This is a genomic window from Candidatus Paralachnospira sp. LCP21S3_A2, from assembly GCF_052118925.1.
Lineage (GTDB): Bacteria > Bacillota > Clostridia > Lachnospirales > Lachnospiraceae > Lientehia.
The window spans coordinates 51,430-75,731 of record NZ_JBQKGG010000001.1 but is presented as its reverse complement, the minus strand read 5'-3'; the positions used below and the strand labels follow the sequence as shown (position 1 = coordinate 75,731).

The 24,302-nt window shown below is 50.9% G+C and carries 15 protein-coding genes; 2 read left to right on the top strand and 13 right to left on the bottom strand.

Annotation, left to right across the window (positions count from 1 at the left end):
* Positions 1-28: 28 nt before the first annotated feature.
* From ACTQ3K_RS00350 to coaBC, 7 genes are all read right to left on the bottom strand, one after another.
* On the bottom strand, positions 29-172 hold the full coding sequence (locus tag ACTQ3K_RS00350) for a hypothetical protein (RefSeq protein ID WP_441564610.1): 144 nt from the start codon (positions 170-172) through the stop codon (positions 29-31).
* Positions 173-354: 182 nt separating this feature from the next.
* A complete protein-coding gene (gene efp / locus ACTQ3K_RS00345; protein ID WP_441564608.1) occupies positions 355-912 on the bottom strand; it encodes an elongation factor P in 558 nt (185 codons plus the stop codon).
* A gap of 94 nt (positions 913-1,006) precedes the next feature.
* Complete coding sequence (locus tag ACTQ3K_RS00340) at positions 1,007-1,516, bottom strand: YqeG family HAD IIIA-type phosphatase (protein ID WP_441565196.1); 510 nt, start codon at positions 1,514-1,516, stop codon at positions 1,007-1,009.
* A 27-nt stretch (positions 1,517-1,543) separates the two neighbouring features.
* On the bottom strand, positions 1,544-2,011 hold the full coding sequence (nrdR, locus tag ACTQ3K_RS00335; protein ID WP_441564606.1) for a transcriptional regulator NrdR: 468 nt from the start codon (positions 2,009-2,011) through the stop codon (positions 1,544-1,546).
* A gap of 14 nt (positions 2,012-2,025) precedes the next feature.
* Positions 2,026-2,286 carry a PRC-barrel domain-containing protein gene (locus tag ACTQ3K_RS00330; RefSeq protein ID WP_441564604.1) on the bottom strand — a complete coding sequence of 87 codons (261 nt, stop codon included), beginning with the start codon at positions 2,284-2,286 and terminating at the stop codon, positions 2,026-2,028.
* 59 nt (positions 2,287-2,345) lie between these two features.
* Positions 2,346-3,953, bottom strand: a complete 1,608-nt coding sequence (locus ACTQ3K_RS00325) for a peptide chain release factor 3 (RefSeq protein ID WP_441564602.1) — start codon at positions 3,951-3,953, stop codon at positions 2,346-2,348.
* A 22-nt stretch (positions 3,954-3,975) separates the two neighbouring features.
* Positions 3,976-5,166 carry a bifunctional phosphopantothenoylcysteine decarboxylase/phosphopantothenate--cysteine ligase CoaBC gene (coaBC, locus tag ACTQ3K_RS00320; protein ID WP_441564600.1) on the bottom strand — a complete coding sequence of 397 codons (1,191 nt, stop codon included), beginning with the start codon at positions 5,164-5,166 and terminating at the stop codon, positions 3,976-3,978.
* Positions 5,167-5,263: 97 nt separating this feature from the next.
* Between coaBC and ACTQ3K_RS00315 the strand changes: the two genes are divergently transcribed.
* The gene (locus tag ACTQ3K_RS00315; protein WP_441564598.1) at positions 5,264-6,028 is read left to right on the top strand and encodes a type III pantothenate kinase; all 765 of its coding nucleotides are present in this window, start codon (positions 5,264-5,266) and stop codon (positions 6,026-6,028) included.
* Between the two features lie 128 nt (positions 6,029-6,156).
* On the opposite strand, the gene ACTQ3K_RS00310 is transcribed toward ACTQ3K_RS00315, so the two are convergent.
* The gene (locus ACTQ3K_RS00310; protein ID WP_441564596.1) at positions 6,157-6,531 is read right to left on the bottom strand and encodes a PAS domain-containing protein; all 375 of its coding nucleotides are present in this window, start codon (positions 6,529-6,531) and stop codon (positions 6,157-6,159) included.
* Between the two features lie 307 nt (positions 6,532-6,838).
* On the opposite strand from ACTQ3K_RS00310, the gene ACTQ3K_RS00305 reads away from it, so the two are divergent.
* A complete protein-coding gene (locus ACTQ3K_RS00305) occupies positions 6,839-7,651 on the top strand; it encodes a hypothetical protein (RefSeq protein WP_441564594.1) in 813 nt (270 codons plus the stop codon).
* Between the two features lie 179 nt (positions 7,652-7,830).
* Here ACTQ3K_RS00305 and ACTQ3K_RS00300 read toward each other — a convergent pair whose 3' ends face one another.
* The 5 genes from ACTQ3K_RS00300 to ACTQ3K_RS00280 form a co-directional block, all read right to left on the bottom strand.
* Entirely contained in the window at positions 7,831-12,837 is a 5,007-nt protein-coding gene (locus ACTQ3K_RS00300) for a hypothetical protein (protein ID WP_441564592.1), read from the bottom strand.
* Between the two features lie 62 nt (positions 12,838-12,899).
* Positions 12,900-15,215: a transglutaminase-like domain-containing protein gene (locus ACTQ3K_RS00295; RefSeq protein WP_441564590.1), complete on the bottom strand. Its 2,316-nt coding sequence runs from the start codon at positions 15,213-15,215 to the stop codon at positions 12,900-12,902.
* A 17-nt stretch (positions 15,216-15,232) separates the two neighbouring features.
* Positions 15,233-16,402, bottom strand: a complete 1,170-nt coding sequence (locus ACTQ3K_RS00290) for a hypothetical protein (protein WP_441564588.1) — start codon at positions 16,400-16,402, stop codon at positions 15,233-15,235.
* A gap of 26 nt (positions 16,403-16,428) precedes the next feature.
* Entirely contained in the window at positions 16,429-18,681 is a 2,253-nt protein-coding gene (locus tag ACTQ3K_RS00285; protein WP_441564586.1) for a hypothetical protein, read from the bottom strand.
* 162 nt (positions 18,682-18,843) lie between these two features.
* Positions 18,844-23,856: a cadherin-like beta sandwich domain-containing protein gene (locus ACTQ3K_RS00280; RefSeq protein ID WP_441564584.1), complete on the bottom strand. Its 5,013-nt coding sequence runs from the start codon at positions 23,854-23,856 to the stop codon at positions 18,844-18,846.
* Positions 23,857-24,302: the final 446 nt, after the last annotated feature.

The window sequence follows — 24,302 nt, the reverse complement described above, 5'->3', positions numbered from 1 at the left end:
TTTTCCACAATTTCTCCTCCAAATATCTTTATTTTTCTGCAGGGTTCTCCCCCGCCTTTGCATCTTTATGCTTCCGCAGCTTGATACCGCACATAATCCCGCCAAAGGCCACGGCTCCCAAAAACACAAATTTTACTGCCGTCTGGCAAAGCGTTGATAAAAATGCTCCCATGGAAATCCCTCCTTGCAACTATAACAGATTTTCACTCATTATTATATCGTACCACAGACCATGCATTTGCGCAAGAGGCAGGAACAAAAAGGAAGAGCTCCGTCTCCGAAACTCCTCCTGAGCTGCTCAGTGTCTGGCAAAACATCCGATTGTTCCGCACTTCACACTCCGCAATATGTTTTTTATACTCTTGACAGATACTCACCGGTTCTGGTATCGATCTTGATCTTGTCGCCCTGATCTACGAACAGGGGAACATATACGGTTGCACCGGTCTCCACAACTGCGGGCTTTGTAGCACCGGTTGCGGTATCTCCCTTAAAGCCGGGCTCGGTCTCGGTGATCTCCAGCTCTACGAACAGCGGAGGCTCGATGGAGAATACCTGGCCCTTATGGGAACAGATCTTAACCATTTCATTTTCTTTTACAAACTTCAGGGAATCGCCTACCATATCGCTGCTTAACGGGATCTGGTCGTAAGTATTTACATCCATGAAGTAATACAGGTCACCATCATTGTACAGATACTGCATATCAGCTCTGTCAATATGAGCGTTCTCAAACTTCTCAGTAGGACGGAAGGTCTTTTCTACTACGCCGCCGCTCTTGATATTCTTTAACTTTGTTCTTACGAACGCAGCACCCTTTCCGGGCTTAACATGCTGAAACTCAATAATCTGATATACGTTTCCATCAATTTCCACGGTCATGCCGTTTCTGAAATCACCAGCAGATACCATCTTTTGATACTCCTCCTTAAATTCAAGTTCTCAGGCGCCGGCCGGCATGGACTGTTTTCCTAGTGCCAACTGACATTATCTGTTTAATTTTATACTATATTGTCGTTTTTTTCAAGGACTTTTTATAAAAATACAGCACAATCCGTTCCAGTCTTCGTTTTAAAACAATCTGGATCTCCTCCTTCGGATGGATCGGTTTTACCAGAATGCTGTAGATCCCGGCTTTTTTCGCACCCCAAACATCGGTGAACAGCTGATCACCGATAAACACGGTGTCGGTGAGCCCCGTTCCCATCTTTTCCATGGCAAGAAGATAATTCTTCGGCAATGGCTTATGCGCATTATAAAGATAACGGGTCTTCATCGCCTTCGCAAAAGGCTCCACACGGGGCTTCTGGTTATTGGAGATCAGGCAGGTCTCAAAGCCCAGCTCATGAAGTCGCTGAAACAGCTCCACCGACTCCTTCGTGGCCGGCTTTCCGTGGGGCACCAGTGTATTGTCAATATCAAAGAGCAGTCCTCTGATTCCCCTTTTCCTCAGCTTTTCAAAATCGATCCCATAGGTGGAATCCACATATTCATCCGGATAAAACCGTTCTACGATCATGCCTTTCCTTCTTTCTGTCGTCTCTTACTGCCGTTTTTTCTGATCCCGGTACAGCTTTTCCAGCTCCTTCAAAAAGGTATTCACATCCTTGAATTCCCGGTAAACAGAGGAAAAACGGACATAGGCCACCTCATCCAGATCCTTTAGCTTGTCCATGACCAGGTTTCCGATCTCCGTGGTCGCCACCTCTTTTTCCTCGGTATTGACCACCTCATTTTCTACCTCGTCCACCAGGCGGCTGATATCCTGGGCCGACACGGGACGCTTATGGCAGGCAAGAAGCACACCGGCCTCGATCTTGGAACGGTCAAAGGGCTCTCTGGTGTTGTCCTTCTTCACCACCATAAACGGGATCGTCTCAATCTTTTCATAGGTGGTAAACCGGCGGCCGCATGCCTCGCACTGCCGTCTCCGGCGAATGGCATTGTTGTCCTCCGCCGGCCGGGAATCGATGACCTTAATGTTTTCACTGCTGCAGAACGGACACTTCATGGCACGTTCCTCCTTTATGGTTTGCATTTATGGACACAGTCCGACGTTATGACCTTCACCAGGACAAAATCCTCACCGATCTGCTCCACGGCACAGAACGGGATAATGTACTCCGTATCCCGTCCTAAAAATCCACAGATCGGGGCCGGCCCGGGAATAATAAATTTCATGATACAGCCGGTCTTGCAGTCGAACTCCATGTCGGTGATGTAGCCCAGCCGCTTTCCGTCACAGAGGTTGATGACCTCCTTCAGCCGCAGATCACAGATACGCAAGGGAATACCCCCGAACCGTCTTTTTCTTAGAATATGAACATTTTCTCAAAAGCGTTCGGCTAATTCCGGCTGAATTCCTCTAATTTCAGGCCGGGATTCCGGTCGAGGACCATACCGACGCTCCAGCTGTTGGCAAACAGAAGAAGGGGATTGCCCTTGAGATCCATGACACGTTTCATATCCGATGTACCCTGGATCTTCTCCACATTGATCTCGTCCTTGTTGGCTACCCAGCGGATATACTCATAGGGCAGCGGCTCCAGCTTGACTTCCACGTTATACTCATTATTCAGGCGGAACAGCAGTACATCAAACTGAAGGACACCGACCACGCCCACGATGATCTCTTCCATGCCGGTATGAAACTCCTGGAAAATCTGAATGGCACCCTCCTGGGCGATCTGGTTGACCCCTTTTAAGAACTGCTTCCGTTTCATGGTATCAATCTGACGCAGTCTCGCAAAATGCTCCGGTGCAAAGGTCGGGATTCCCTCATAGGCAAATTTTTTACTGGAAGAAGTAAAGGTATCGCCGATGGCAAAGAGGCCCGGATCGAACACACCGATGATGTCACCGGCATAGGCCTCGTCCACGATCTTACGCTCATCCGCCATCATCTGCTGGGGCTGGGAAAGCTTCACCTTTCTGCCACCCTGGATATGGTTGACCTCCATACCCGCCTCAAACTTTCCGGAACAGATCCGCATAAACGCGATCCGGTCGCGATGGGCCTTGTTCATGTTTGCCTGGATCTTGAACACAAAGGCCGAGAACTCTTCAGAGAAGGGATCAATGATGCCGATATCGGCCTTTCGGGGAAGCGGCGGTGTTGTCATTTTCAGGAAATGCTTCAAAAAGGTCTCCACACCGAAGTTGGTGAGTGCGGAACCGAAGAATACCGGAGAGAGCTTTCCTTCCCAGACCAGTTCCATATCGAGCTCCTGACCGGCGCCGTCCAATAATTCAATATCATCCATAAGCTGGCTGTGGAAGCTCTCGCCGATGAGATCATGAACCTTCGGATCATTGATATCCAACACGTTGGTATCTACCGCTTTCTGTCCGTTCATGGCAGCCGTAAACGTGGTAATGCACTTCTTATCCCGCTCATAAACGCCCTTGAATTCCTTTCCTGATCCGATGGGCCAGTTGATGGGGCAGGTCGTAATCCCCAGAACAGATTCGATCTCGTCCATCAGTTCAAAGGGATCGTTTGCTTCCCGGTCCATCTTGTTGATGAACGTAAAAATCGGGATATGACGGAGCAGACAGACCTTGAACAGCTTGATGGTCTGCGCCTCCACGCCCTTGCTGGCATCGATGACCATAACGGCCGAATCCGCTGCCATGAGGGTTCGGTACGTATCCTCGGAGAAATCCTGATGACCGGGGGTGTCCAGAATGTTGATGCAGAATCCGCCGTAATTAAACTGCAGTACGGAGGAGGTAACGGAAATACCTCTCTGCTTTTCGATCTCCATCCAGTCGGAAACCGCGTGCTTCGCCGTTTTCTTGCCCTTTACGGAGCCCGCCAGATTGATGGCGCCGCCGTAAAGAAGAAATTTCTCTGTCAGCGTCGTTTTACCGGCATCCGGGTGGGATATGATAGCAAACGTCCTTCGTTTTTCAATCTCTTTTTTCAATAATTCCTGCTGTTTGTCAGCCACTGTTTCCGTCCTCCTCGTATCTCTATGACAGGCGTTTTAAGATCTCATCCAGGATCTTATCCGCCACTTTTTCTTTTGACAGCATCGGAAGGGTCATATCTCCGTCCGATGTCAGGATCGTCACCACGTTGGTATCGGTACCGAAGCCGGCACCGGCCACCTTTAAATTGTTGGCCACGATCATATCCAGGTTTTTCTTCTGCAGCTTTGCTCTGGAATTTTCAACCATGTGCTCCGTCTCCATAGAGAAACCGCAGAGGAACTGGTGCGTCTTATGACTGCCCAGATATCCCAGGGTATCCTCCGTCCGTTCCAGTCCGATGGACATGGCTCCATCCTTCTTTTTTACCTTTTCGCTGCTCACATGCTCCGGCCGGTAATCCGCCACTGCGGCTGCCTTGATGATAATATCCTGCTCTTCCGCACGGGAGGTGACTGCCTCATACAGATCCTTCGCTGAGGTGATTTCCACCACCTTCATAAAGCCGGGCTTCTTTAACGCCGTCGGTCCGGTTACCAGCGTCACATCGGCGCCCCGGTACATGGCCTGCTTCGCCAGGGCATAGCCCATCTTTCCTGTGGAATGATTAGTGATATACCGCACCGGATCAATGGCCTCACAGGTGGGTCCTGCCGTTACCAGAACCCGCTTTCCAGCCAGATCCTTTTCACAGGCCAGCTCCTTCATGATATAAGAAAGCAGCGTTTCTTCATCGGCCATCTTTCCGTTTCCCGTATCGCCGTTGGCCAGCATACCGACAACCGGGTCTACAAATTCATAACCGTAGCCCGCCAGCTTTTTCATATTATCCTGAACGATCGGATTGTTATACATATTGGTGTTCATGGCCGGTGCGATCATCTTTTTGCAGGGGCAGGCCATGATGGTCGTTGTCAGCATATCATCGGCGATCCCGCCTGCCAGTTTTCCGATTACGTTAGCGCTTGCCGGTGCCACCATGACAAGATCTGCCTGCTTCGCCAATGCCACATGCTCCACGGAAAATTCAAAATTCCGGTCGAAGGTGTCGATCAGGCATTTCGTTCCCGTCAGCGTCTCGAAGGTGGTTGCTGTGATAAAATTCGTGGCGTTCTGTGTCATCAGAACATGGACCGCAGCATGCTGCTTTTTCAAAAGCCTTGCCAGATTCGGTATTTTATAGGCTGCAATGCTTCCCGTCACTGCAAGAAGTACTGTTTTTCCTTTTAACATGGTTCTCTCCTATCCCGCCAACTGCTTGCGCCGCCCGGCGATTCATGCTATAGTTAAGGCTGATTCATCAACTTTTATAAGAAAGGACTTCCTATCCATGATTCTTGCCATTGATATCGGAAATACCAACATCGTAGTCGGCTGCATCGACGAACAGGAAACCTGCTTTGTGGAGCGGATCTCCACCAGCACGGATCAGACCACCCTGGAATATGCCATTACCTTTAAGAATATTCTGGAACTGTATCATATCAATCCAAAGGGGCTGGAGGGCGCGATCATCTCCTCTGTGGTTCCCAATATTTCCAACACCGTCCGCCGTTCTGTGGAAAAGGTCATCGGAAAACCCTGCCTGCTGGTCGGCCCCGGTGTGAAAACCGGACTGAATATCCAGATGGACAACCCTGCCACGGTCGGAAGTGATCTGGTGGTTACGGCCGTTGCCGGTATTAAGGAATACAAGGCTCCCTTTGTGGTCATCGACATGGGAACCGCTACCACCATCACCTGTGTGGACAAAAACCACAACTACATCGGCGGCGCCATCATGCCCGGTGTCCGTGTTTCTCTGGAATCCCTGGCCCAGCGTGCCGCTCAGCTTCACAACATCAGTCTGGAAACGCCGAAGCGTGCCATCGGGAAAAACACCATCGACTGTATGCGCAGCGGAATCGTATTCGGAAACGCTGCCATGCTAGACGGCATGATCGACCGGTTCGCCACGGAGCTTGGCGAGCTTCCGACGGTCATCGCCACCGGCGGTCTTTCCAAAGCGATCATCCCGCACTGCCGTCATAAGATCATCTATGATGACAGCCTTTTGTTAAAGGGATTGTGGATCATTTATTCCAAAAATCAATAGAATGGTTCTTTGTTCGGAGACAGGTTCCACGCAGGCGTGTGTGTCCCGAACGGATACCGGTAAAATTTTACCATAAAGGATCTGAAAGTGCAAGCCCCGGGATTTCCCGGGGCTTGGTTCCGTTATTCTCAGCAAAAAACGTACACCGGTTCTGTTTCCGGATCACGGTATTCGTGCTTTTCATAATATCCGATGAGAGTTCCGTCTTCGTCACGGAGAGCGATCATGTAATCGTCCCGGTTTTTCTTTTCACTGTGGTGAATATAAATCTGATTATGTTCCGGAGCTTCAGAAAACCAGGCGAGGACCTGTTCGATCCGCTTAACCGATGCCGGGTTATGGCAGCCGCACAGATTCTTTCCGACCAGCAACGCACCTCCGTAGTTCTCATACTGGCGGACTGCCGCCGGATTCATATAAAGAATGGTATGAGACAGGTCACAGAGCACCACCGCCGCATGATCCTGCTCCAGTACACTTTTGAAAAAAGGATTTAAGTCCATGAGATATACCTCCTGATATAGAATACAGTTCAAAACCGTTATGCTCAAACACAAGTGCGTATCACTGAAAGTAGTATAGCACAGGCGACAGACAGCGTCATTATTATTTTTCTATCTCACAGATCCATTTACCCCGGCATATCGTTGCTTGGGAATTGCCTTTTGCAGACCATCCAAACCAGCCAACCGGCATACCCCAAAGAATTTTATCGAAAACCAATTGACAATATCCTGGACTTCATGTATATTATAACGATTTAGATTGATGAAAATCTAATTGAGCGGCTTGGGATAAAAGGAGATCATTATGCACAGGTTTGAGTATGTATTAAAGTCTGAGTGGTTCTCCGTGAAACAGGAATTATTGAACATCATTCAGAAGTTGCAGGAGCAAGTCAGAGACAGGTTCACGTTTCAATATCATTTTGTCGGCAGCAGTCAGAGAAACATGATAACACGTGACCGAAACACCAATGTCGGTTTTGATTTTGATGTAAATCTTGAAGTAAATGATCCTGATGAACAATATTCGCCAAAGCAAATTAGAGATATTCTGCGCAACGGTCTTGATAACATTACGCATCCATGCCATTCTGTTTCTAACGATATACATCGTCCTAGTATCTTTTCTTATGATCACTCGGGTGGCTCCACTATTATTGTTGGCGGCGTAGGTATACATTCTCTCATCGGTTCTTATCCTCACAGACAATACACTCCTTGTGACTATTTTTGTGGACTCGACAGAGGCGTCAATGAGGGATATGATTATGCCGAAGACTCCACCCGTGTTCTTACAATTAAGGTAAAAGATCAGAAAAACGCCCGCATTCTTCATAGCTGTGACTTCTGTATCGTGCGCCAGTCCGATGACGGGAGGCAGCAGTATATTCATTATAATAAAAAACAAAACAATTATTCATGGAAATATCAGCCCGAAGGCTTCGGCCAGTTACCGAAAAAAATTGACTTTTGCAAAAAAAACAAGAGGTTATGGTCGGATGTCCGGAATCTTTACCTGGACAAAAAGAATACCAATACCGACGAGCATAAAAAATCAAGATCCATTTTCGCCGAAACGATCCATCAGGTATGCCAGCATAACGGATATTATGACTAGGTATATGAACCGGACACTTTTATTGAAATAACTTTCATCATTCGAACCATGCGCCCTTTTCCGAGTATAAAAACCGGGGGATAAGATAGAAACCATCTTACTCCCCGGTTTTTCAGTTCAATTCTATATTCCCATTTTTCTTTCCAAACATCAAGGCCAGTGAACCATTCTGTCTCCCTTTAATACCGTACCCGTTTCTCTTTCCGTTTCTTTGCGGAAGCAACGGCAGTTCCCACCAGGAACACAGCCACGGTTCCGGAGGCGGCGAGAAGGATTCCCAGAAGCCGAACCGTCCGTTTTCTGGAGGCTTTTAATAATGTGCGCCGTTCTTCTTCGACAGATACCTGTCCGGCTAACGGATCTTCCGCTTCTGTTTCTGCCTCTGCCGGAATCCCGTCTGCCGCTTCGTCATAAACATCCTCTGTCAACAGTACTCCCTGCTCCCCTGCGTCCACGATCTGCTCCAGCAGTTCTTCCAGAAGCAGCTGCGGATCATCCGCAAGGGCTTCGCTTTCCGTGCCCGCTGCTGCCTCAGCTGCCCCGGCACCTCCGGTATGAAGTTCTCCGTTCGTTTCTCCCCTTCCGGCATTTCCGCCTGCTCCGCCGGTATGATAGCCGCCGCCCTGATCCAGATCAGGCTCCGGTGCAGTCAATGCCCGATAAGCGGCTTCTGCCTGCTCCAGCACCCCATAATTGGTGACCTGTGCTTTCTGCTCTGCATCCAGCGCATCATAGGCTGCTCTGGCCTCCTGGATTGCTCCGCCGCTTGCACTGCTCACGGCACCGATCCGGTCAATTTTCAGGATAACATCGGCAACTGCCGATAAGCGGTCAAAGGCTGCCGCTGCCTGTTCCAGTATGCCATAATTTGATACAAGAGCCTGCTGATTCCCGGTCAGTGCATTGTAGGCCAGGATTGCCTGCTCAATGGCCGCCTGGCTGTTTAAGGTCACTTCTCCGATGGATGCGATCAGTTTTTCCACCGGAGCAGCCGCAGTCAGATCCTTGAACCGCTCCACTGCCGCTGCCAGCACCGGATAGTCCGTAACATAGGATTTCTGCGTTTCCGTCAGACTGTCATACAGGCTCTGAGCATGCTCGATCACTTCCCGTCTGTCCAGCGTGATCATACCCATAGACGCGATTACGGCCGAAACCTCTGCCGCCCGCAGATGATCATAGGCTTCCTCCGCCTGGAACAGTATTTCCGGACTTTCCACTAACCGCTTCTGTGCTTCGGTAAGGGAATCATAGGCCAGCCGCGCCTTATGGATCGCTTCTTCGCTTTCCGGCGTTACTTCCCCGATGGCTGCAATCAGGGCATCTACCTGCTTTGCCAGCTCGATGTCTTCATCCGTAACCTGGAATTCCTCTTCCAGCTTTCGATATGCCTCCTCCGCGTCCAGTAACGTCTGATAATGCTCCACCAGCTCTTTCTGTGCGTCCGTCAGGCCATCATAGGATGCTCTGGCGATCCGGATCGCCGTCTTTACATAAGCTGCCAGCACCACATCTCCGATGTTCCGAATATAGCTGTCGGTCTGTGCCGCCGCCGCTTTGTCCGCCGCATACTGATACTGGGAAGCCGTTGGCAGGGCATCGATATTTTCTTTTGTTTCCCTCAGATGACGCGCCACCTCATCCCTGGTTTCTGCCGCTGCAATAAGCTTTCTTGCATCCGCCAGATAGGTTTCCAGCTTCATCTGCTCTTCTTCCCGATACTGCTCCGGATCCACATAATGCTCCAGCAGGGAAAGAGCGGCTTCTTTCTCTTCTTTCAGCTTCCGCGCCTCCGCATCTGCCTTGGATTCAATCTGATAAATCGCTTCTTTTGTTTCTGTTAAAATCGCGCTTACCTCGTCCATGGTGGATCCGGCCCGGATCCGTTCTGATCCGGCTTCGATCTCCTGTTTGACAAGCGCCCAGTTTTCCGGCTCATAATCCTCTTCCGAGACAAAGCTCTCCAGCTCTGAAACAGCTCCCGTTTTCAGATCCTCCAGGGTAAGCTGCCAGGAAAGGATCGGATAGCCGCTCTGAAAGCCGAGATAATCATGGATAAAATGATTTCCTCCACCGTTTAAGCTGTTTAAATACTCATCACTTTGCAGCTCCGAAGCCGACAGGAAATAGCCTGGGGATGTAAAATCAGCTGAATATCCGACCATGGCACGGTCTGGCTGATCGGTCCGTTTTAATGCAAACAGGTTTTCATAATCTCCGGCTTCCATGCCTCCGAAAATGGCTCCCATATATCTGCCGTTGATATTTAAGTTGATCGGTCCGCAGTTATAGCACCAGCTCACCTGACTTCCTGCTGCCTCACTGCCGATCTGTCCGACCAGACCTCCGGCATAACGCTTGCTTTTCACCTCACCGCTGTTATAACAGGAGGTCACCTTCGCTCCGGAGCCTGCCAGCTTTCCGACCAGTCCCCCGGCACTGGAATCTGCCTGCACCGATCCGCTGTTATAGGAACGGCGAAGGCTTATACTGAGACCGGTGCTTCCGATCAGACCTCCGGCATAATAATGGATCCCGCCCTTTCCCTCCGTTGGAAAGGAGACGGTTCCGGTATTGGAGCAGTTCCGGAACCAGGTGAATTCCGCCCGGCCGGCGATACCTCCAATGGCAGAGGAACTGATCCGAACCTCCCGGACTGTCACCGAGGCTTCATTGTGACAGTCCTGCACACTGGGACGCTGTCCATCGTTTTTTCCGTAAATATAACCGATCAGTCCTCCGGCATACTGGACACGGTTGGAGCAGTTCACCGTTCCCGCCACGGTCAGATTCCGGATGGAATCCTTCTCATCTCCGTATACGATTCCGAACAGTCCGGCATAATTCTCAGCTTCTGTTACAAGCAGACCACGGATTTTATAGCCTCCGCCATCGAAGCTGCCCCGATACACGTTCTTCTTCATTCCGATGGGGGTCCATTCCTGATTTCCCAGGTTAATATCATTACAGAGAACCGCCTGAAACTTCGTCCGGCTTCCGCTTTTATTTACCAGCTCCGCAAACCATGCCAGCTCCGCACCGGAGGTGATCTGATAAACGCCCTTGTCATCGGACTTCGGCTCCGTTTTTGTCTCTCCGTCCCATGCGTCCTCATCGGGGATCTGCTCCAGAATCCGGTCGATCATTTCCCTGGCTTCATTCAGAGCCTCCGTGATCCCGGAAACGGATTCCGCCGCCCGGATTTTTTCGATTCCGGTGCTCCTTGCCGCTGCGATCTGAGCTGCCCATGGCTCCTCCTGCGGTTCGGTTCGATACGCATTCAGGGCATTCACCGCATTGCGGCGGACCTCCTCGATCCGCTTTGCCTCCTCACAGGCCGCAATATAAGCATCCATATCATCTTTTCCATTCCGGACAAGGCGCTTTACTTCATCTGAATCCTTCGCATTCTGAAGCTGTCCGCTGTAATCTGTTACATAGAAGTCCAGTTCCTTTTTCTGTTCTTCCTTAAGATCCTCATGTGCTTCTAAAAGACTGTCCCGATACTCCTCCAGTGCCGTAATTCCCTGGTCAATGGCTTCTGCCAGTTCCGAATCCACCTGTGAGCCTGGCTTCACCGCGGAAAGCTCCTCTCTGGCGCTCTTCATCAGTTCCTCCAGTGCCTTTTCGCTGTCGATCAGACTGAGCTTTTCTTCATAAGAGGCTACGATCCGTTCCAGCTCCTGATAGGCCGTCCCGTATTTTGCCCGGTTTTCCTCACTGAGCCAGCCCTTCAGCTCTAAAAGTGCCTCATCAACCTGCTTCGCCAGCTCCGAGGTCTGCCCCTGCCATACAAACCGGGGATATCCGTTATTTTCTGTATCCGATCCATCCGGTAAAGCAAAGGCATTTCCAAGCCTCCGTACAAACAGTGCTTTTTTCATGTCGGCTTCCGTCTTTAACGCCACCTCACCCGAAAGCGTTGTGCCCTTGATATCCTTCAGGGCAATCGGCTGCAGCTTTCCGTATTGTAATCCATACAGTCTTCCTGCGGTGCCGCTCTTGAAATATCCAATCACCGCTCCCCGCATGTCAAACACGGTACCTTCATAAACTGCGGTGGAATAGCCTGTCTCGATCACCGGCATGGGCGGAAGCTCCTCTTCTTTCCAGTCATCATACCCGGCTTCCCCGACAATTCCTCCCATGTGGGATGGAGAATTCGTTATATCGCCGCCCTCGATGGAGCCCAGGTTATAGACTGTGGAAATCACCGACTGCTTTGCCGTTCCGTCTGAGGCCGTTCCTGTTCCGCCGATCTTCCCGGCAATTCCACCCAGGATACTGTTTCCCACAATGGTTCCGTAGTTACAGCAGTTTCGGATCTCTGCGCCGTACTTAACTGCTCCGGCAATTCCTCCAACGGTGAAATAGCCCTGTACCTCACCTTTGTTGACGGAATAAAGAATCTGTGCCTGTTCACCATAAAGCAGCCCGACGATTCCGCCGATCTGATTCTGTGCCATATGGACCTGCGTGGTGATCACACCCTGGTTCACGCAGCGGATCACCTGTCCCTTACAAAGCCCGACGATTCCGCCGGCATTGCGGTTCATGGTTTCCCCCTCCATAGTCGTTGTGGTCTTATTGGTGCAGCGGATGATCTGGCCGTTTTTCAAATATCCGGCAATGGCACCGCTTCCGCAGGCTGTTTCGTCATATGCCCCGAATTTTCCATAATTACCGAACGCATGCTCCACACTTCCCATGACTGTCAGGTCTTTTACCACGCCGCCGTCAATGACACCGAACAGACCGCCATAGGGGCGGCTCATATCGTCCGTGGTGATCCGTACACGCATATAATTGATCCGCTTTCCATTACCGTCGAAGCTTCCGCGGAATGGATGTGCGGTCGTATCACCGATCATCATCCAGAGATATCTGGTATTATAATTGTTAAGATAAATGTTTTTTTCCAGTCTGGCATTGATCCGTCCGTTCCCGCTGTTGACCTCTTTGGCAAACCATGCAAGCTCTGCTCCGGTGCTGATAAGAAAGGTTCCGTTCTCATCCGTCTTCGGCATACTGACGGATTCTCCGTCCCAGATCCCGCCAGGCGGCGCTGCAAAGACGGTTCCGACCGGCGTAAGCGCCGCACCAAGTAACAGTATTACGGCCAGACACCAGGCCGCTGCCCGGATTCCTCTCTTCTGTTTTCGACCTTGTATTTTACGCTCTCTCATGCCTGACTCCTCTTGTCTGTCCTGATTTTCATGCTGCCGGATTTTCTGCACCGTCCGCCGTGTTACAGGAAATAAATATAGGTTAATCGAAGCTTCTGCAGTCTGGTTCCATTCTCATACACCTGCTTCCAGAGCTGATCCTTGAAGCGCAGAAGAATCTTCCGGTCCTGCTCATCGGAGGTCCCACCGCTGTACACAGCCTTCTGCCGCAGTGCAACGCTTTCCTCATACTGTGCTGCCGTCTCCGCTCCGAACAGCTTTTCCACCTGTTTCCGGTAATCATACAAAGAAACATGCTCATCCGGAAGTCCGGAAACCGCCAGAATGTTCATGACATAATTAAAAATATGGCGCACCGCCAGGGCACAGTCCTCATGCGCAAACAGCCGGATTTCTTTCCGGCTCTTCTGCCGCTTCCAGATGATCCAGACAAAAAAGCCGAGGATCAGAAGCATTACAAGAACCAGGAGCACAAGTAACAGGATCTCGATCAGAAGCAGCCAGTCAAAGCCCGGCGTCTCCTGTGCCGCGGAATCCTGCGGCGTTTCCTCCTGCTGATCCTCCTCTACCTGACTGCCCTCCGGCACCATGCCGGAGATATCCTGATAGTCCTGTGTCTGCTCCATCACATTCATATAGGCCGGTGTCACCTCAAAGGGAAGCCATCCGACCCCATCCTGGTAATACTCTGCCCAGGCATGTGCATGACTGTCATCCAGATCATACCATTCTCCTGCTTTCATGGAACGTGCATCCTCCGGCGTGATCAGACAGCCCTCCACATACCGCGCGGGGATCCCGTAATATCGGAACATCATGACTGCCGCACTGGCATAATGAACAGAGTAACCGGTTTTTGTATCCGAAAGAAAGTCTTCGATGAAATCGGTTCCCTTCCATGGCTGTTCCAGGATCTCGGAATAGGTACAGCCTGACTGAAGTGCATAAAGGATTTCCTCCTTGGCTTCCGTGTAATCGGCATGCTTCCCGCCCTCCGGAGTCTCATACGCACCGAGAAGATTTCCGATCTGCGCCCTGAGGTTTTCCGGCAGCTCCAGACAGGTTTCATAGACATAGGAATTATAATAGGATTCCTGCTCCGCATAAGCAGTCTCTGCCGCCGTGAACGACGACGGATCCGCCAGGGCTTCTGTAAGACGCAGATACCTGGAAACCTGGCCGGATACCGCTTCATAAGAATACGTCCGTTCCCCGGAAATTCCGGTTGTTTTTATCCCCTCTTCGCCCAGCCTCTGCCCGGCCAGAAATGCGCTTCCGGTCAGCTCATACGGCGCATACAGGTAATGGCTGCAGGCCGAGTGATTCTCCACCGTAATGCTATTCCGTTCCTCTGTCACCGTTTCCGGATCCAGAGTAAGAGCTGCACTGGCAAGCTCCGTCTGCCCGTAAAAACCGGCTTTATGAAGCCAGTAAAACAGATCCCGTCCCTTCCAGCTGTTTTCCGGATCCGCTTCCTTCCAGGACGTCCCGGTATAGTTACTTCCCGTAAAGCCGCGGAGGTAATAGGACTGGGGATTTGTCATGGTTACGCTTAAATAATCCTCTCCGGCCGGCTGAAAGGAGGCGAGTCCCGAAAGCTGTCCCTCCGGCAGTACCGGATCAGACCCGTAACGCGCCTCATGAACGGCTTTCCCCAGAGAATCCCGAAGCGCTGTCACGGTTTCGTTTTTCTGATACGTCCGGACAGGACAGATAATCTGGAGCAGTCCGAACAGCATCATACCAGCCAGAACCAGAACTGCCAGAAGCGCCGGAAGCACAAGCCGTCTCATTCCATCCTCCAGACGCTCGCCATGCCCTCTGAGCCAGACAGCCAGCGATGCTGTTAAGAAGACTGCGTTCCAGAACAGGGACGGTGTAATCCCCGTAATGGTCTGGATTCCCAGAATTCCAACGACCAGAAGCACCAGAAAATACCGGTTGCCTTTCCGGATCAGCAGGGCTGCCGGAGCCGAAGCGCAGCAGATCAGCCAGAGCCAGACAACCTGCGCCATAACTGCTGCGTTCTCCCCGGTTTCAAATACCGGAAATTCATAGGGAAACCTGGCTCCCACCGTATCCACCGCATGGTTTAGAAGCGTATTGATCCCACTTTTCCAGAATGGCAGAAGTATGGCTGCCCAAAAAAACAGGCATCCGTATCCCACCAGCAGGCTCCTTCTTTGCCGTTTTGCCGGTTTCATCATAATCAGGACTGAAAAAAACGACGGAACTGCCGCAGGCAGCAGAAGAAGCTCTGATATGGGAAGCTTCAGCATGGATGCGATCATTCCAAAAACCGCCGTCAGATAAAACCACAGAAGGCCGCCGTCTGCCAGAACGGTAACCCAGAGGGCTGTTCGTTTCTGTTTCATCATAAATCTGTTTCACTCCGTTATATCTCAAGATAAGAAATCGTCTCCGCAAGCTGCTCCGGAGAAGAAACACATACCGATACACCAGCCTGCTCCGATGTCCCTGTGCCGTCCGGGGTACAGAGAACCTCTGTTACCATACAGTGTTCCGCCAGTGCAGCTGCCTCGTCGATTGCTTCTGCCGTAAATAACACCACATGGGCAGACTCCATCTGCTCATGTCCTTCCAGATAATGCTCCAGCACCGATTCCGGATCCTCCCCGCAGGCTGCGTTCAGAAGCCCGGCCATGGAGAGCGTCCGGTCTTCGGTTTCATCGATTTCCATACAGGAAAAGCTCCCTGTTTCATGATCCTGCCAGCCGATGCTGTGGGTAAGCTGCATCTGCCCCAGGCTCTCCGACACTGAAAGAAGCCCTTCTGCCAGTGCGCTTATACACGCCGGCTCCGGCTTTTCCCCGCCTGGTGCATAACCGGTTTCCAATAAAAGCAGGATTGTATTCTGGATCGGCAGACCGTAGTCCCGTACCATCAGCGTTTCCAGCTTTTCCGACAGCTTCCAGTGGATCTGGCGGATTCCGTCACCTACCCGGTATTCCCGGATTGCAAAGGTTTCACTGGGATCAAAGCCCGCCCGCTTCATGGAATATTCCTCGCTGTCCAGGCTCATGCTCTCGCCGTAAAGGACCGAAAGTTCCGAAGGATAAAGCTCCGGCCGCACCAGCGTATCCGCTTCTCCCTGTAACGGCACCCGAAAGCAGAACAGCCCAAACGGATCGTAAACGACTGCCTCCGATAGCGTCAGCTGTAATACTCCACAGGTCTCCGAGGAAACAAAAAAACTCTGTCGCGTCTGTGCTTTCGGAAGGGCTGCTGTCCGGATCCGAAGGACCTGTTTTTCCCCGGTCAGACGGTTTTTGCAAACTCCCCGGATCAGCACCCGGTCCAGGGGCAGAAGGCTTTGATTCCGAAGCGTCAGGATTCCCTCCAGCCGCTCACCTTTTTCCCCCTCCCGTCTTATGGAAAGCTCTGCATAAAGCTTCTTCGCTCCATGCCGCGTGACCGGAGCGGACAACAGCGGAAGCAAAACCGATACCACCGGCAGAAACACCGCCAGATAACTGTCGGAAAAGAACCAGTAAACCACTGTGAGCACCAGCCACAGCCCCCACAGAAGCCTCGATTTTTTCATAACAACCTCTCTTTTCTGTAAACCGGTCAGTTCATCGTGCTCCCAAGATCCCGTCCGTAATCCAGCGTAAACGCCACATGAATGAGATCGCCGTCCCGGTAATCTCTGGACCCCATACTCTGGCCGATATAATAATCCTCATTGATGGAGATCATCCATCCGGAACCTTTTGTAAAATCAAATTCTCCCAGGCTCCCCAGCTCGTCCTCCAGCGGCTCCCGAATATCAAATCCGGATGCGAAAAGATCGGCTCTCCGTTCATCGGAAATATGCCAGCCGTTTAAAATTCCGGGCTTCAGGATCCGCGCCAGATAATAGGAGCCGTCAGCCGGATCACCCTTATAATTTGTGGTATAGCCGTACGCTGCCAGCCGCTGTTCCAGAAGCTGTCCGATGGAAAGATCTCCGCGGACCTGAACCGTCTCCCGGATCATGGGCGCCGCACCAACATTCTCTGCATCGACCACCAGCGTCACCGTGATCGTATCGTCGGTATCCGGCGGCGCGTAGGTGATCGTCCTGTGCTCCGTCACAAAATTCTGCTGGGCATCGGTCACCGTTACTTCCAGATCATTTGCCCCCTGCTCCAGAAACAGGTTGTATTCATAGTACGTGCCTGTGATTCCGCTGCAGTCGATTTCGACTCCGTTCAATGTCACTACAAAGTTCCCGGAATTGAGGGCATTGAGCTGATAATCGTTAGCGGAGATCCCGACGATCGTTTTCGGATTCGTGACCGTCTCGTTGGCCAGCCGGATCAGCACATTGGGCTTCTTAGCCTCCGGCGTACTCAGGCGCCGGTAACGGATCTTCCAGGTATAGACTTTGGCATTCCCGTCGCCGTCCTGTCCGGTGACCTGAATGGAAGTCCCGATGCTGGAACCTTCCAGTGTACAGTGGATATACCCGTCTCCTCCGGTCATGTAGACCATTTCCGTTGAACCAAACCGGTTCGTCACCAGCACACTGGTGATCTTCTCTTTTCCGGTCGTTCCCGCACAGCTTACCCGAAATGCGAACGCATCGGAATCAGACGCATACTCTGCCGAGGTTGTCCCGCCGAACTGATCACCGCTGATGGTCTGGTTCACCGCCGCGCTCTCAAAGCTTATGGAAAACCTGGAATCCTGTGGCTGATAATAAAACTGAAGCACCATAACCGCCTGGTTCACGCCGGAGCCGGCCATGATCTTAATGGTATTTTCTCCCAGCTTTAACGTCATATGATAATTGCCATCGTCCTGCTTTGATATGGTTTTGAGATTCTGCCGGACTCTCGCCTCTTTTGCATTCTGACCCTTCTGAGCCGTTACATGGAGTACCAGCTCCGGATCTTCCGTTGTCTCCTCCCATCCGTCGCTTAACCACTCCCCGGTCTTTACATTCTGAACCGTCAACAGATAATGGCTTTCCGGCACATAATAAACGGTATACGTTTTTGACGGCGCCACGATCTGATTTAATTTTTCATCACGGAACCGCAGCGTCACCACGATTGAATTACGGCCCTCCCGGAGCGTTACGCTTCCGCCGCTCTCGAAGGGAGACGCCGCCCCGTTGACCTCCACGGTGGTGCTTACCAGTGTCAGTTTCTTTCCTTTTTCGGTTAAGGAAATCGTAAAAAAGTAATCCGGCTTTGTGACCGTTTCCCCGTTTTTAATGGACGTTGTAAAAAGCTCGGACGCCTCGTCCGGCGACACCTGGTTCTCGCTGCCTCCCCAGACGGGATTCTTGGTTCCTCCGCCTGATCCCTGATCTCCGTTTCCGCCTCCCGGCTTTGTTCCGTTTCCGGCTCCGGAGCTGTCTGTTCCACTCTCCGCCTGCTTCCTTGCGATCAGAGAACGTAACCCTTTTGTTCCTGCCGCTCCGTCTTCTCCTGCCTGTCCGTTCTCCTGCGGCGTGGAATCCTGACGGCTGTCAGTCGGTTCCCCGCTTTCGCTGTCCCGGTTTTCCGGATCACCAGAATCGTTCCGATCCTGAGGCTGATCCTGGTTTTCCTGTACTTCCTCCGGCTTGTTCTGCTGTCCCTGTCCGTCTGTCTGGTTCTCACTGTCCCCCGCATGGATATTGGCATTCTCCACACCCTCCAGGAGCGATCGGTCCATGGCAAGTCTGGAGGAGGTCAGATACATCTGGGACGCCTGTTTGTTTTTCCCATCCATGGGATTCTCCGGCTCTGCCTTCGTTTGTCCGAACAGCAAAACAACCGCCAGTACAAGCAGTACGGACGAAAGAACCGCCATGATTGGTTTTTTACTCTTTTTCCAGATTTTTTTCATTTCTGTTTCCTCTGTGATTTTTGTTTTTCTTTTATCAGATTCCAGCTCCGATAAAAGAAACAGAACAGGAAGACTCCGGGGCATACTCCTGCCCCGGAATCGGCTCCTGTCTTCCGGATCTTCTCCGGATTTTTAATTTTCTGTCTGTGCGCAGCCAGCTTTCTATACGTCTGCCGTCACCTGATCCAACAATGCAATGGCATCGGAAAGATTTACAATTCCATCGCCGTTGATATCGCCAAGGAACAGCTCTACATCTTCTCCCGCTGTTACCTTGTCCAACAGTGCAATGGCATCGGAAAGATTTACCAATCCGTCTCCATTGATGTCACCGGCAAGCATCGGATCCAGACTCAGCTCACAGGCGATCCGGTCTCCGTTATACTGATTGATTCCTTCCAGCATAAAGTAGATCGTTCCCTTAAAATCAGAAGGAATATTCGAAAGTGTTACCGTATTGTCACCGATTTCCGATACCTCGCCGTAACGAACCCCCTTCTTCTTCATGGTTGCCACATTGGGAGCCGAACTGTAGGTACCATCGGTATCAACCAGGTAGTAGAGACGGCCTCGCATGGTAGAACTGAACGCAAACCTCACCGTGTCTGTCGTTCTTGCAGAGAACGGTGTTTCCGCTGCCGTGATCACCGGCTTCGTCTTATCGGCATCATGCTCGCCGGTCACCTGATACTCCTTCACCGTGGTGCCGTCCTCCGCCGTCACCGTCACCTTTAATACCATCGGATCCGTATCGCTTGCAAAGGACGCATTGTATCCCATGAGCTTCTTATCACTCCATTCACTGGAGCTGAGCCTTCCGTTCAGGACATCGCCTTCCTTTTTCGAGCGGACACCGGACACTACGGTAACCTTTACAGAAGCATTGGGATCAGCAGCCTCCACATACACATACATGGTATTGTACATGGTGTTATAATGGGTTACTTTGTATTCCGTTACCTCGGGATCAAAGTTCGGAGTCGGATCCATTTCCGCTTTGTTTCCGGAATAATCATACATGATCCGCAGATCGGAAAGCTTCGCATCGGAACTCTTTTCCCGTACATTCAGAACATAGCCTCTTGTCTCACCGTCTCTGGACAGCTCCACCCGGATCGTTGTGATCTCACCGGCCTTCAGAGTGATTTCCTGGGAAGCGCCCTCCGTTCCGTTCATGGAAACGGTCGTTCCGGCGTTTGCCTCTGCCGTTACCTTTAAGGTTTTTGTTCCGGCATCAACCAGTACGCGGTGCTCCTTTTCCTGTGCGTCAAAGACTGCCCCATCATCCATCACTGCATTTCCGTTTTCCACAGTTACGTTGTTTAAATACATACTGCTGCGCTTAATGGACAGCATATGGCCGTTCTGGTAGCGTACATACAGCGTTCCGTCCGCATCCACCAGAACCTGGCCTTCGCTGATATAGGTACTGTCCCCGGCAGGCTTCTCATAAATCAGCTCGTAGTCTGCCTCTGTCTGTCCGGCCTGATCCCGCATCAGATAAAGATTTCCTCTGTCGGTCACAAAGTACACCCGGAGGCTTCCATCCTCTGCCTTTACAAGGGTCGGCTCACTGCATGGCTTTCCATCCGTTTCAAAGTTATACACACACCGCAGAGCTCCGTTCTCCCGGTTCTCCTCCACAACAGTCATTGCCGGAGCGTATTTTCTTATATCCTCAGGCGTATAGTATCCGCGGCTTCCCACATAGATCCGTCCGTTGTATACAAGAGGAGTTGCAAGCGCACAATTATAGGTGCTTATCGTACTCTGTGTGTAAATTCTTACTGCCTGCTTGCTGGACTTGTCGATCAGTCCGTCCGGCGTGAGCTTAAAGGAGTTGAGGTAACCGCTGGCACTGACAAAATAGATTCGTCCGTTTGCGTAAGAAATACCGGTATAAACACCGCCGTTTCCGGTAACTCCGATATCCACGGTCTGCGCCACGGTTCCGTTTTTCTTATTCAGACAGTACAGGTTCCGTCCGTTTCCCGCGGTTATTACATACTCTCCCGAGAGATAGCATACCGTATTCTCTGTCACACAGCCCTCGGACATATAGTGGCTCCAAAGCTCAACCTTTGTTTCATCCGTCTTTTCCGGATCTTCATCGGTAGTACTGATACAGATCAGCTTGCCTCCGGACTTATTACTCTCCTCACTGATATATAAAAGTCCGTTTTCATACTGCATGGCAGCTGCCGGCATCACAAACGTCCTGGCCTGATAGATCCAGAGAGATTCCAGTGTCTTTGCCTGAAATGCCTGAACGTTTCCGGTCCGCAGTGCCACAAAGATCATGCCGTCTGCATAGAGCGGCTTGATTCTGGTGCTGTTTGCGCTGTCGGACATGGTCACTTCTTTTTCGACCTCTCCGGTTTCTTTATTTACCAGCTGGAGCTTGTTGCCATGGAACAGGCAGAGCTGATTGCCCAGCAGGATCGCATCACTTCGGGTATCCAGGCTTTGTGCATTCGTTCCGCTGACCACATCCCACTTGATCTCCGCTGCGTTTTTGGACTCCGGTGCCTTTGCATCCACAACATTTAAATTATCGCTTCCGGCGTAATATCCTCCCCAGGAGGAATCCACCGGCTCGAAGGTTGTTTCTTCTGCCTTTTCCAGACTGACGGTCTCCGCCTTATCCTGGCTGAGAACGATGGTTCCGGACTTGGAAACATAGCCGGGTTTTCCAACGGTATACGTATACGTTGTTTTTCCGACCAGCGTATAAACACCGTTCTCCGGAAGAACACGATTCCAGTTGGAATCGTAGATTACAGTGACTGCATCCTCCGGATCCGTCTTGAGTGTCAGTTCATAAACCGGAAGGATCTTAATGTTCAGCGTATATTCCACCGGAACGGCACCGCTTTCATTTCCGGCACAGAATGTCACCGTTTTATCGGTTCCGTCCAGAGGCAGGGTATACGTACCCTTGCTTGTTGTACTTGTTCCGGTAAACTCTGCCGCATTTCCATCAACGGTATACACCTTATTCTTAGAATAATTTGCTGTCATGGTAAACGTAAGACTCTTCTTATTTGCAGGTACCGAGACATTATAGGTCTTTGTATCCTTTGCAAACGCCGGCGTATAGGAAACAGCAGCTCCCTGATCATCCGCCAATGCCAGAGCTTTCAGCTTGGAAAGCCGCTTTACATGAACCTTGTAGGTTTCTGTCCGTTCTCCCACCGTGACCTTGATGGTTAGTGTCCGCTCTTCATAATTATTGGATTTCATAAACTGTGACAATGACGATGCGCTGTTGTTCGTCAGCGTTACGCTTCTTGCCACATTGTTGGTATTCTGATAGTTTGCCGTGATTGTTGTCTTTCCGACTGTTCCTGCCGCCAGAACCGGCTTTACATAAAACATGTTGGTCTCTTCCGGTGCATAAACGGTACATTCCAGCGTATCCGCATCGATCTCACTTGCTTCATAAAAGCTGGAAGAGGCTGACATGCTGCAGATAATCTTTTCCAGAAGGAGCGGCTGTCTCATGGCCTCCACCTCACAGATTACGCTCTTTCCGCCTTTTTCCGCCTTAACATTTGCCGTACCGGCGCCGACAGCTTCCACCTCTGCCGTCTTTCCGTTTCCGGTCACCTTTACAACGCTCTCATCATCCGCTGACCAGACTGCGGCATCTTTTTCGATCACGGTTCCGTCCTTCTGATCGTTTTCCCACGTTACCTGGAGCGTCAAGGTTTCCTTATCCCCAGTCATCATCTCGTTCAGAGAATCCGGCGTTACATTTAGGCTCTTTACCCTGGTAACGGTTACGTTACAGGACGCACTCTGGTCCCCGCAGGCCACGGTAATCACTGCTGTTTCCCCGGACTTTCCGGCGGCTGTAATCACTGCGTTTTTTCCGTTTCCGGTCACGACTGCCACTCCGGGCTTATCAGAAGTCCAGGTGATCTCTTTTCCCTCTTCCGCTCCCTCTGGAAGAATCGCTGCAGTCAGGTTTGTTTCCGCTCCCTCTTCCATGACAAGAGCTGTCTGATCCAGGGTGATACCGGCAATTACCTCTCCCTCCGGAATCTCGGCCTTCGCCAGACTGCTCCAATAACCATTGGAATCTTTTAAGGCCAGATATACCCCGGACTTTGCTGTACCAAGCTCCGACAACTTCAACGTATTGACTCCGGCTGTCACTGCCATCTGATTTGCGGAGCCCTTTACCTCCTCGAGTGTAGCTTCCTGCTCTGAAACAATCCAGTAGAGGGTTCCCTCTTTATTTGCCGTCACATTCACCTGTGCCGTTTTACCGTCTCTCGAAACCTCTCCGGGGATCAGTTCCGGCATGGTATAATCACTGGTTATGGTAATATCACAGCTTGCTTTGATCCGATCTCCCAGAGTATTCGTCATCTGTGCCGTAACCCGTACACTGCCCTCCTTCATCGCTGTGATCTTTGCACCGTTCTCTGTTTCCTCGAGCTTTGCACTTCCACTAACATTGTCCAGACTCCAGTCCAGTTTGCGGCTGACAGATGAGGTCGGCGGAACATGGAAGTTTGTCCGAAGCTCTACCGAATCTCCTCCGGCCATGGTAAGCTTATCAACCGGAAGGTCCTCACTGTCTTCGGTATAGAACGTCAGGCCTGTCACTGCATCGGTATCATAATTCAAATGCGTCTGATAATTATCATCTGTACTCAGACGGCAGTCTGAAGAATTATCATGGCTCCAGTAATAGATCAGGCGGCAGCCAGGCTTTAATTTTGCCGCACCGCTGTAATTGCCCCAGCCATCAGAGCTGAATGTACCGTCTGCATAGGCCACAATCACACTCCAGCCAAACCCCAGTGTTACTCCGTCATACGCTGCCTCAGACATATAGCATGTGGAATTGTCATTATCTGCCTCGATTCCGTAATCCTCAAACAGACTCAGGATCTGATCCTTACAATTCTCCGCAACATAACCGCTGTTTTGTGCTTCTTCCGAAAGCTCTAACGGTTCATCCTTCATCCAGTACACATAACCGGTATGATTGCTTTCGCTGTGATCACTGGTATCTCCGATCACGGTCAGTGTAATTTCTCCGGCCTTTTCCTCCGCCGCTTCAGCTACAGACGGTGTCCAGTGTCCCAGGCCGGTCATAACCATCATGACGACTGCCAGCAGAAGAGCCAAAAAGCGGTTCGTTGTTTGTAGTTCTTTCATGCTCATTTCCTCTCTTTTTTTATTTCCCGTTTTATTCTGAGGCCGGGATCACCCTTCCTTTTCCGCGAAACACCGAAAAGCCCACATCTGCCAGAGAAGGGCGATCCTGTAACATATTTTTTATTCCATAGAACGCACTTTCCTGTGAAATAAAAAAAGCCTTCCCATTTCCAGGGGAGACTCTTTTATTTTAATTATAAATAAACTATGCCTGCTGTCTCCCATCCATATACAAAGAGAAAACAGCAGGCTCGTGGGCTTTCCACTCTCGCGGCGATTTCCGCTTCTGCTCCGGGAATAAACCGGATTTCCTATTATTACTTGACATGTAAACTGTATTCCATAATTATAACAAAGCAAGATTCTGGCTTCGTTTTTCGCTCTTTTTATTCTACTGAAAATATCCGACTTTGTCAATGCAGATTCCGACAGCCACTCTTTTGCCG

Coding starts and splice junctions, on each gene's coding strand:
- ACTQ3K_RS00280 (WP_441564584.1), bottom strand. CDS start 23,856: ATGAAAGAACTACAAACAACGAACCGCTTTTTGGCTCTTCTGCTGGCA.
- ACTQ3K_RS00295 (WP_441564590.1), bottom strand. CDS start 15,215: ATGATGAAACAGAAACGAACAGCCCTCTGGGTTACCGTTCTGGCAGAC.
- ACTQ3K_RS00315 (WP_441564598.1), top strand. CDS start 5,264: ATGATTCTTGCCATTGATATCGGAAATACCAACATCGTAGTCGGCTGC.
- ACTQ3K_RS00300 (WP_441564592.1), bottom strand. CDS start 12,837: ATGAGAGAGCGTAAAATACAAGGTCGAAAACAGAAGAGAGGAATCCGG.
- efp (WP_441564608.1), bottom strand. CDS start 912: ATGGTATCTGCTGGTGATTTCAGAAACGGCATGACCGTGGAAATTGAT.
- ACTQ3K_RS00290 (WP_441564588.1), bottom strand. CDS start 16,402: ATGAAAAAATCGAGGCTTCTGTGGGGGCTGTGGCTGGTGCTCACAGTG.
- ACTQ3K_RS00350 (WP_441564610.1), bottom strand. CDS start 172: ATGGGAGCATTTTTATCAACGCTTTGCCAGACGGCAGTAAAATTTGTG.
- ACTQ3K_RS00285 (WP_441564586.1), bottom strand. CDS start 18,681: ATGAAAAAAATCTGGAAAAAGAGTAAAAAACCAATCATGGCGGTTCTT.
- nrdR (WP_441564606.1), bottom strand. CDS start 2,011: ATGAAGTGTCCGTTCTGCAGCAGTGAAAACATTAAGGTCATCGATTCC.
- ACTQ3K_RS00305 (WP_441564594.1), top strand. CDS start 6,839: ATGCACAGGTTTGAGTATGTATTAAAGTCTGAGTGGTTCTCCGTGAAA.
- coaBC (WP_441564600.1), bottom strand. CDS start 5,166: ATGTTAAAAGGAAAAACAGTACTTCTTGCAGTGACGGGAAGCATTGCA.
- ACTQ3K_RS00310 (WP_441564596.1), bottom strand. CDS start 6,531: ATGGACTTAAATCCTTTTTTCAAAAGTGTACTGGAGCAGGATCATGCG.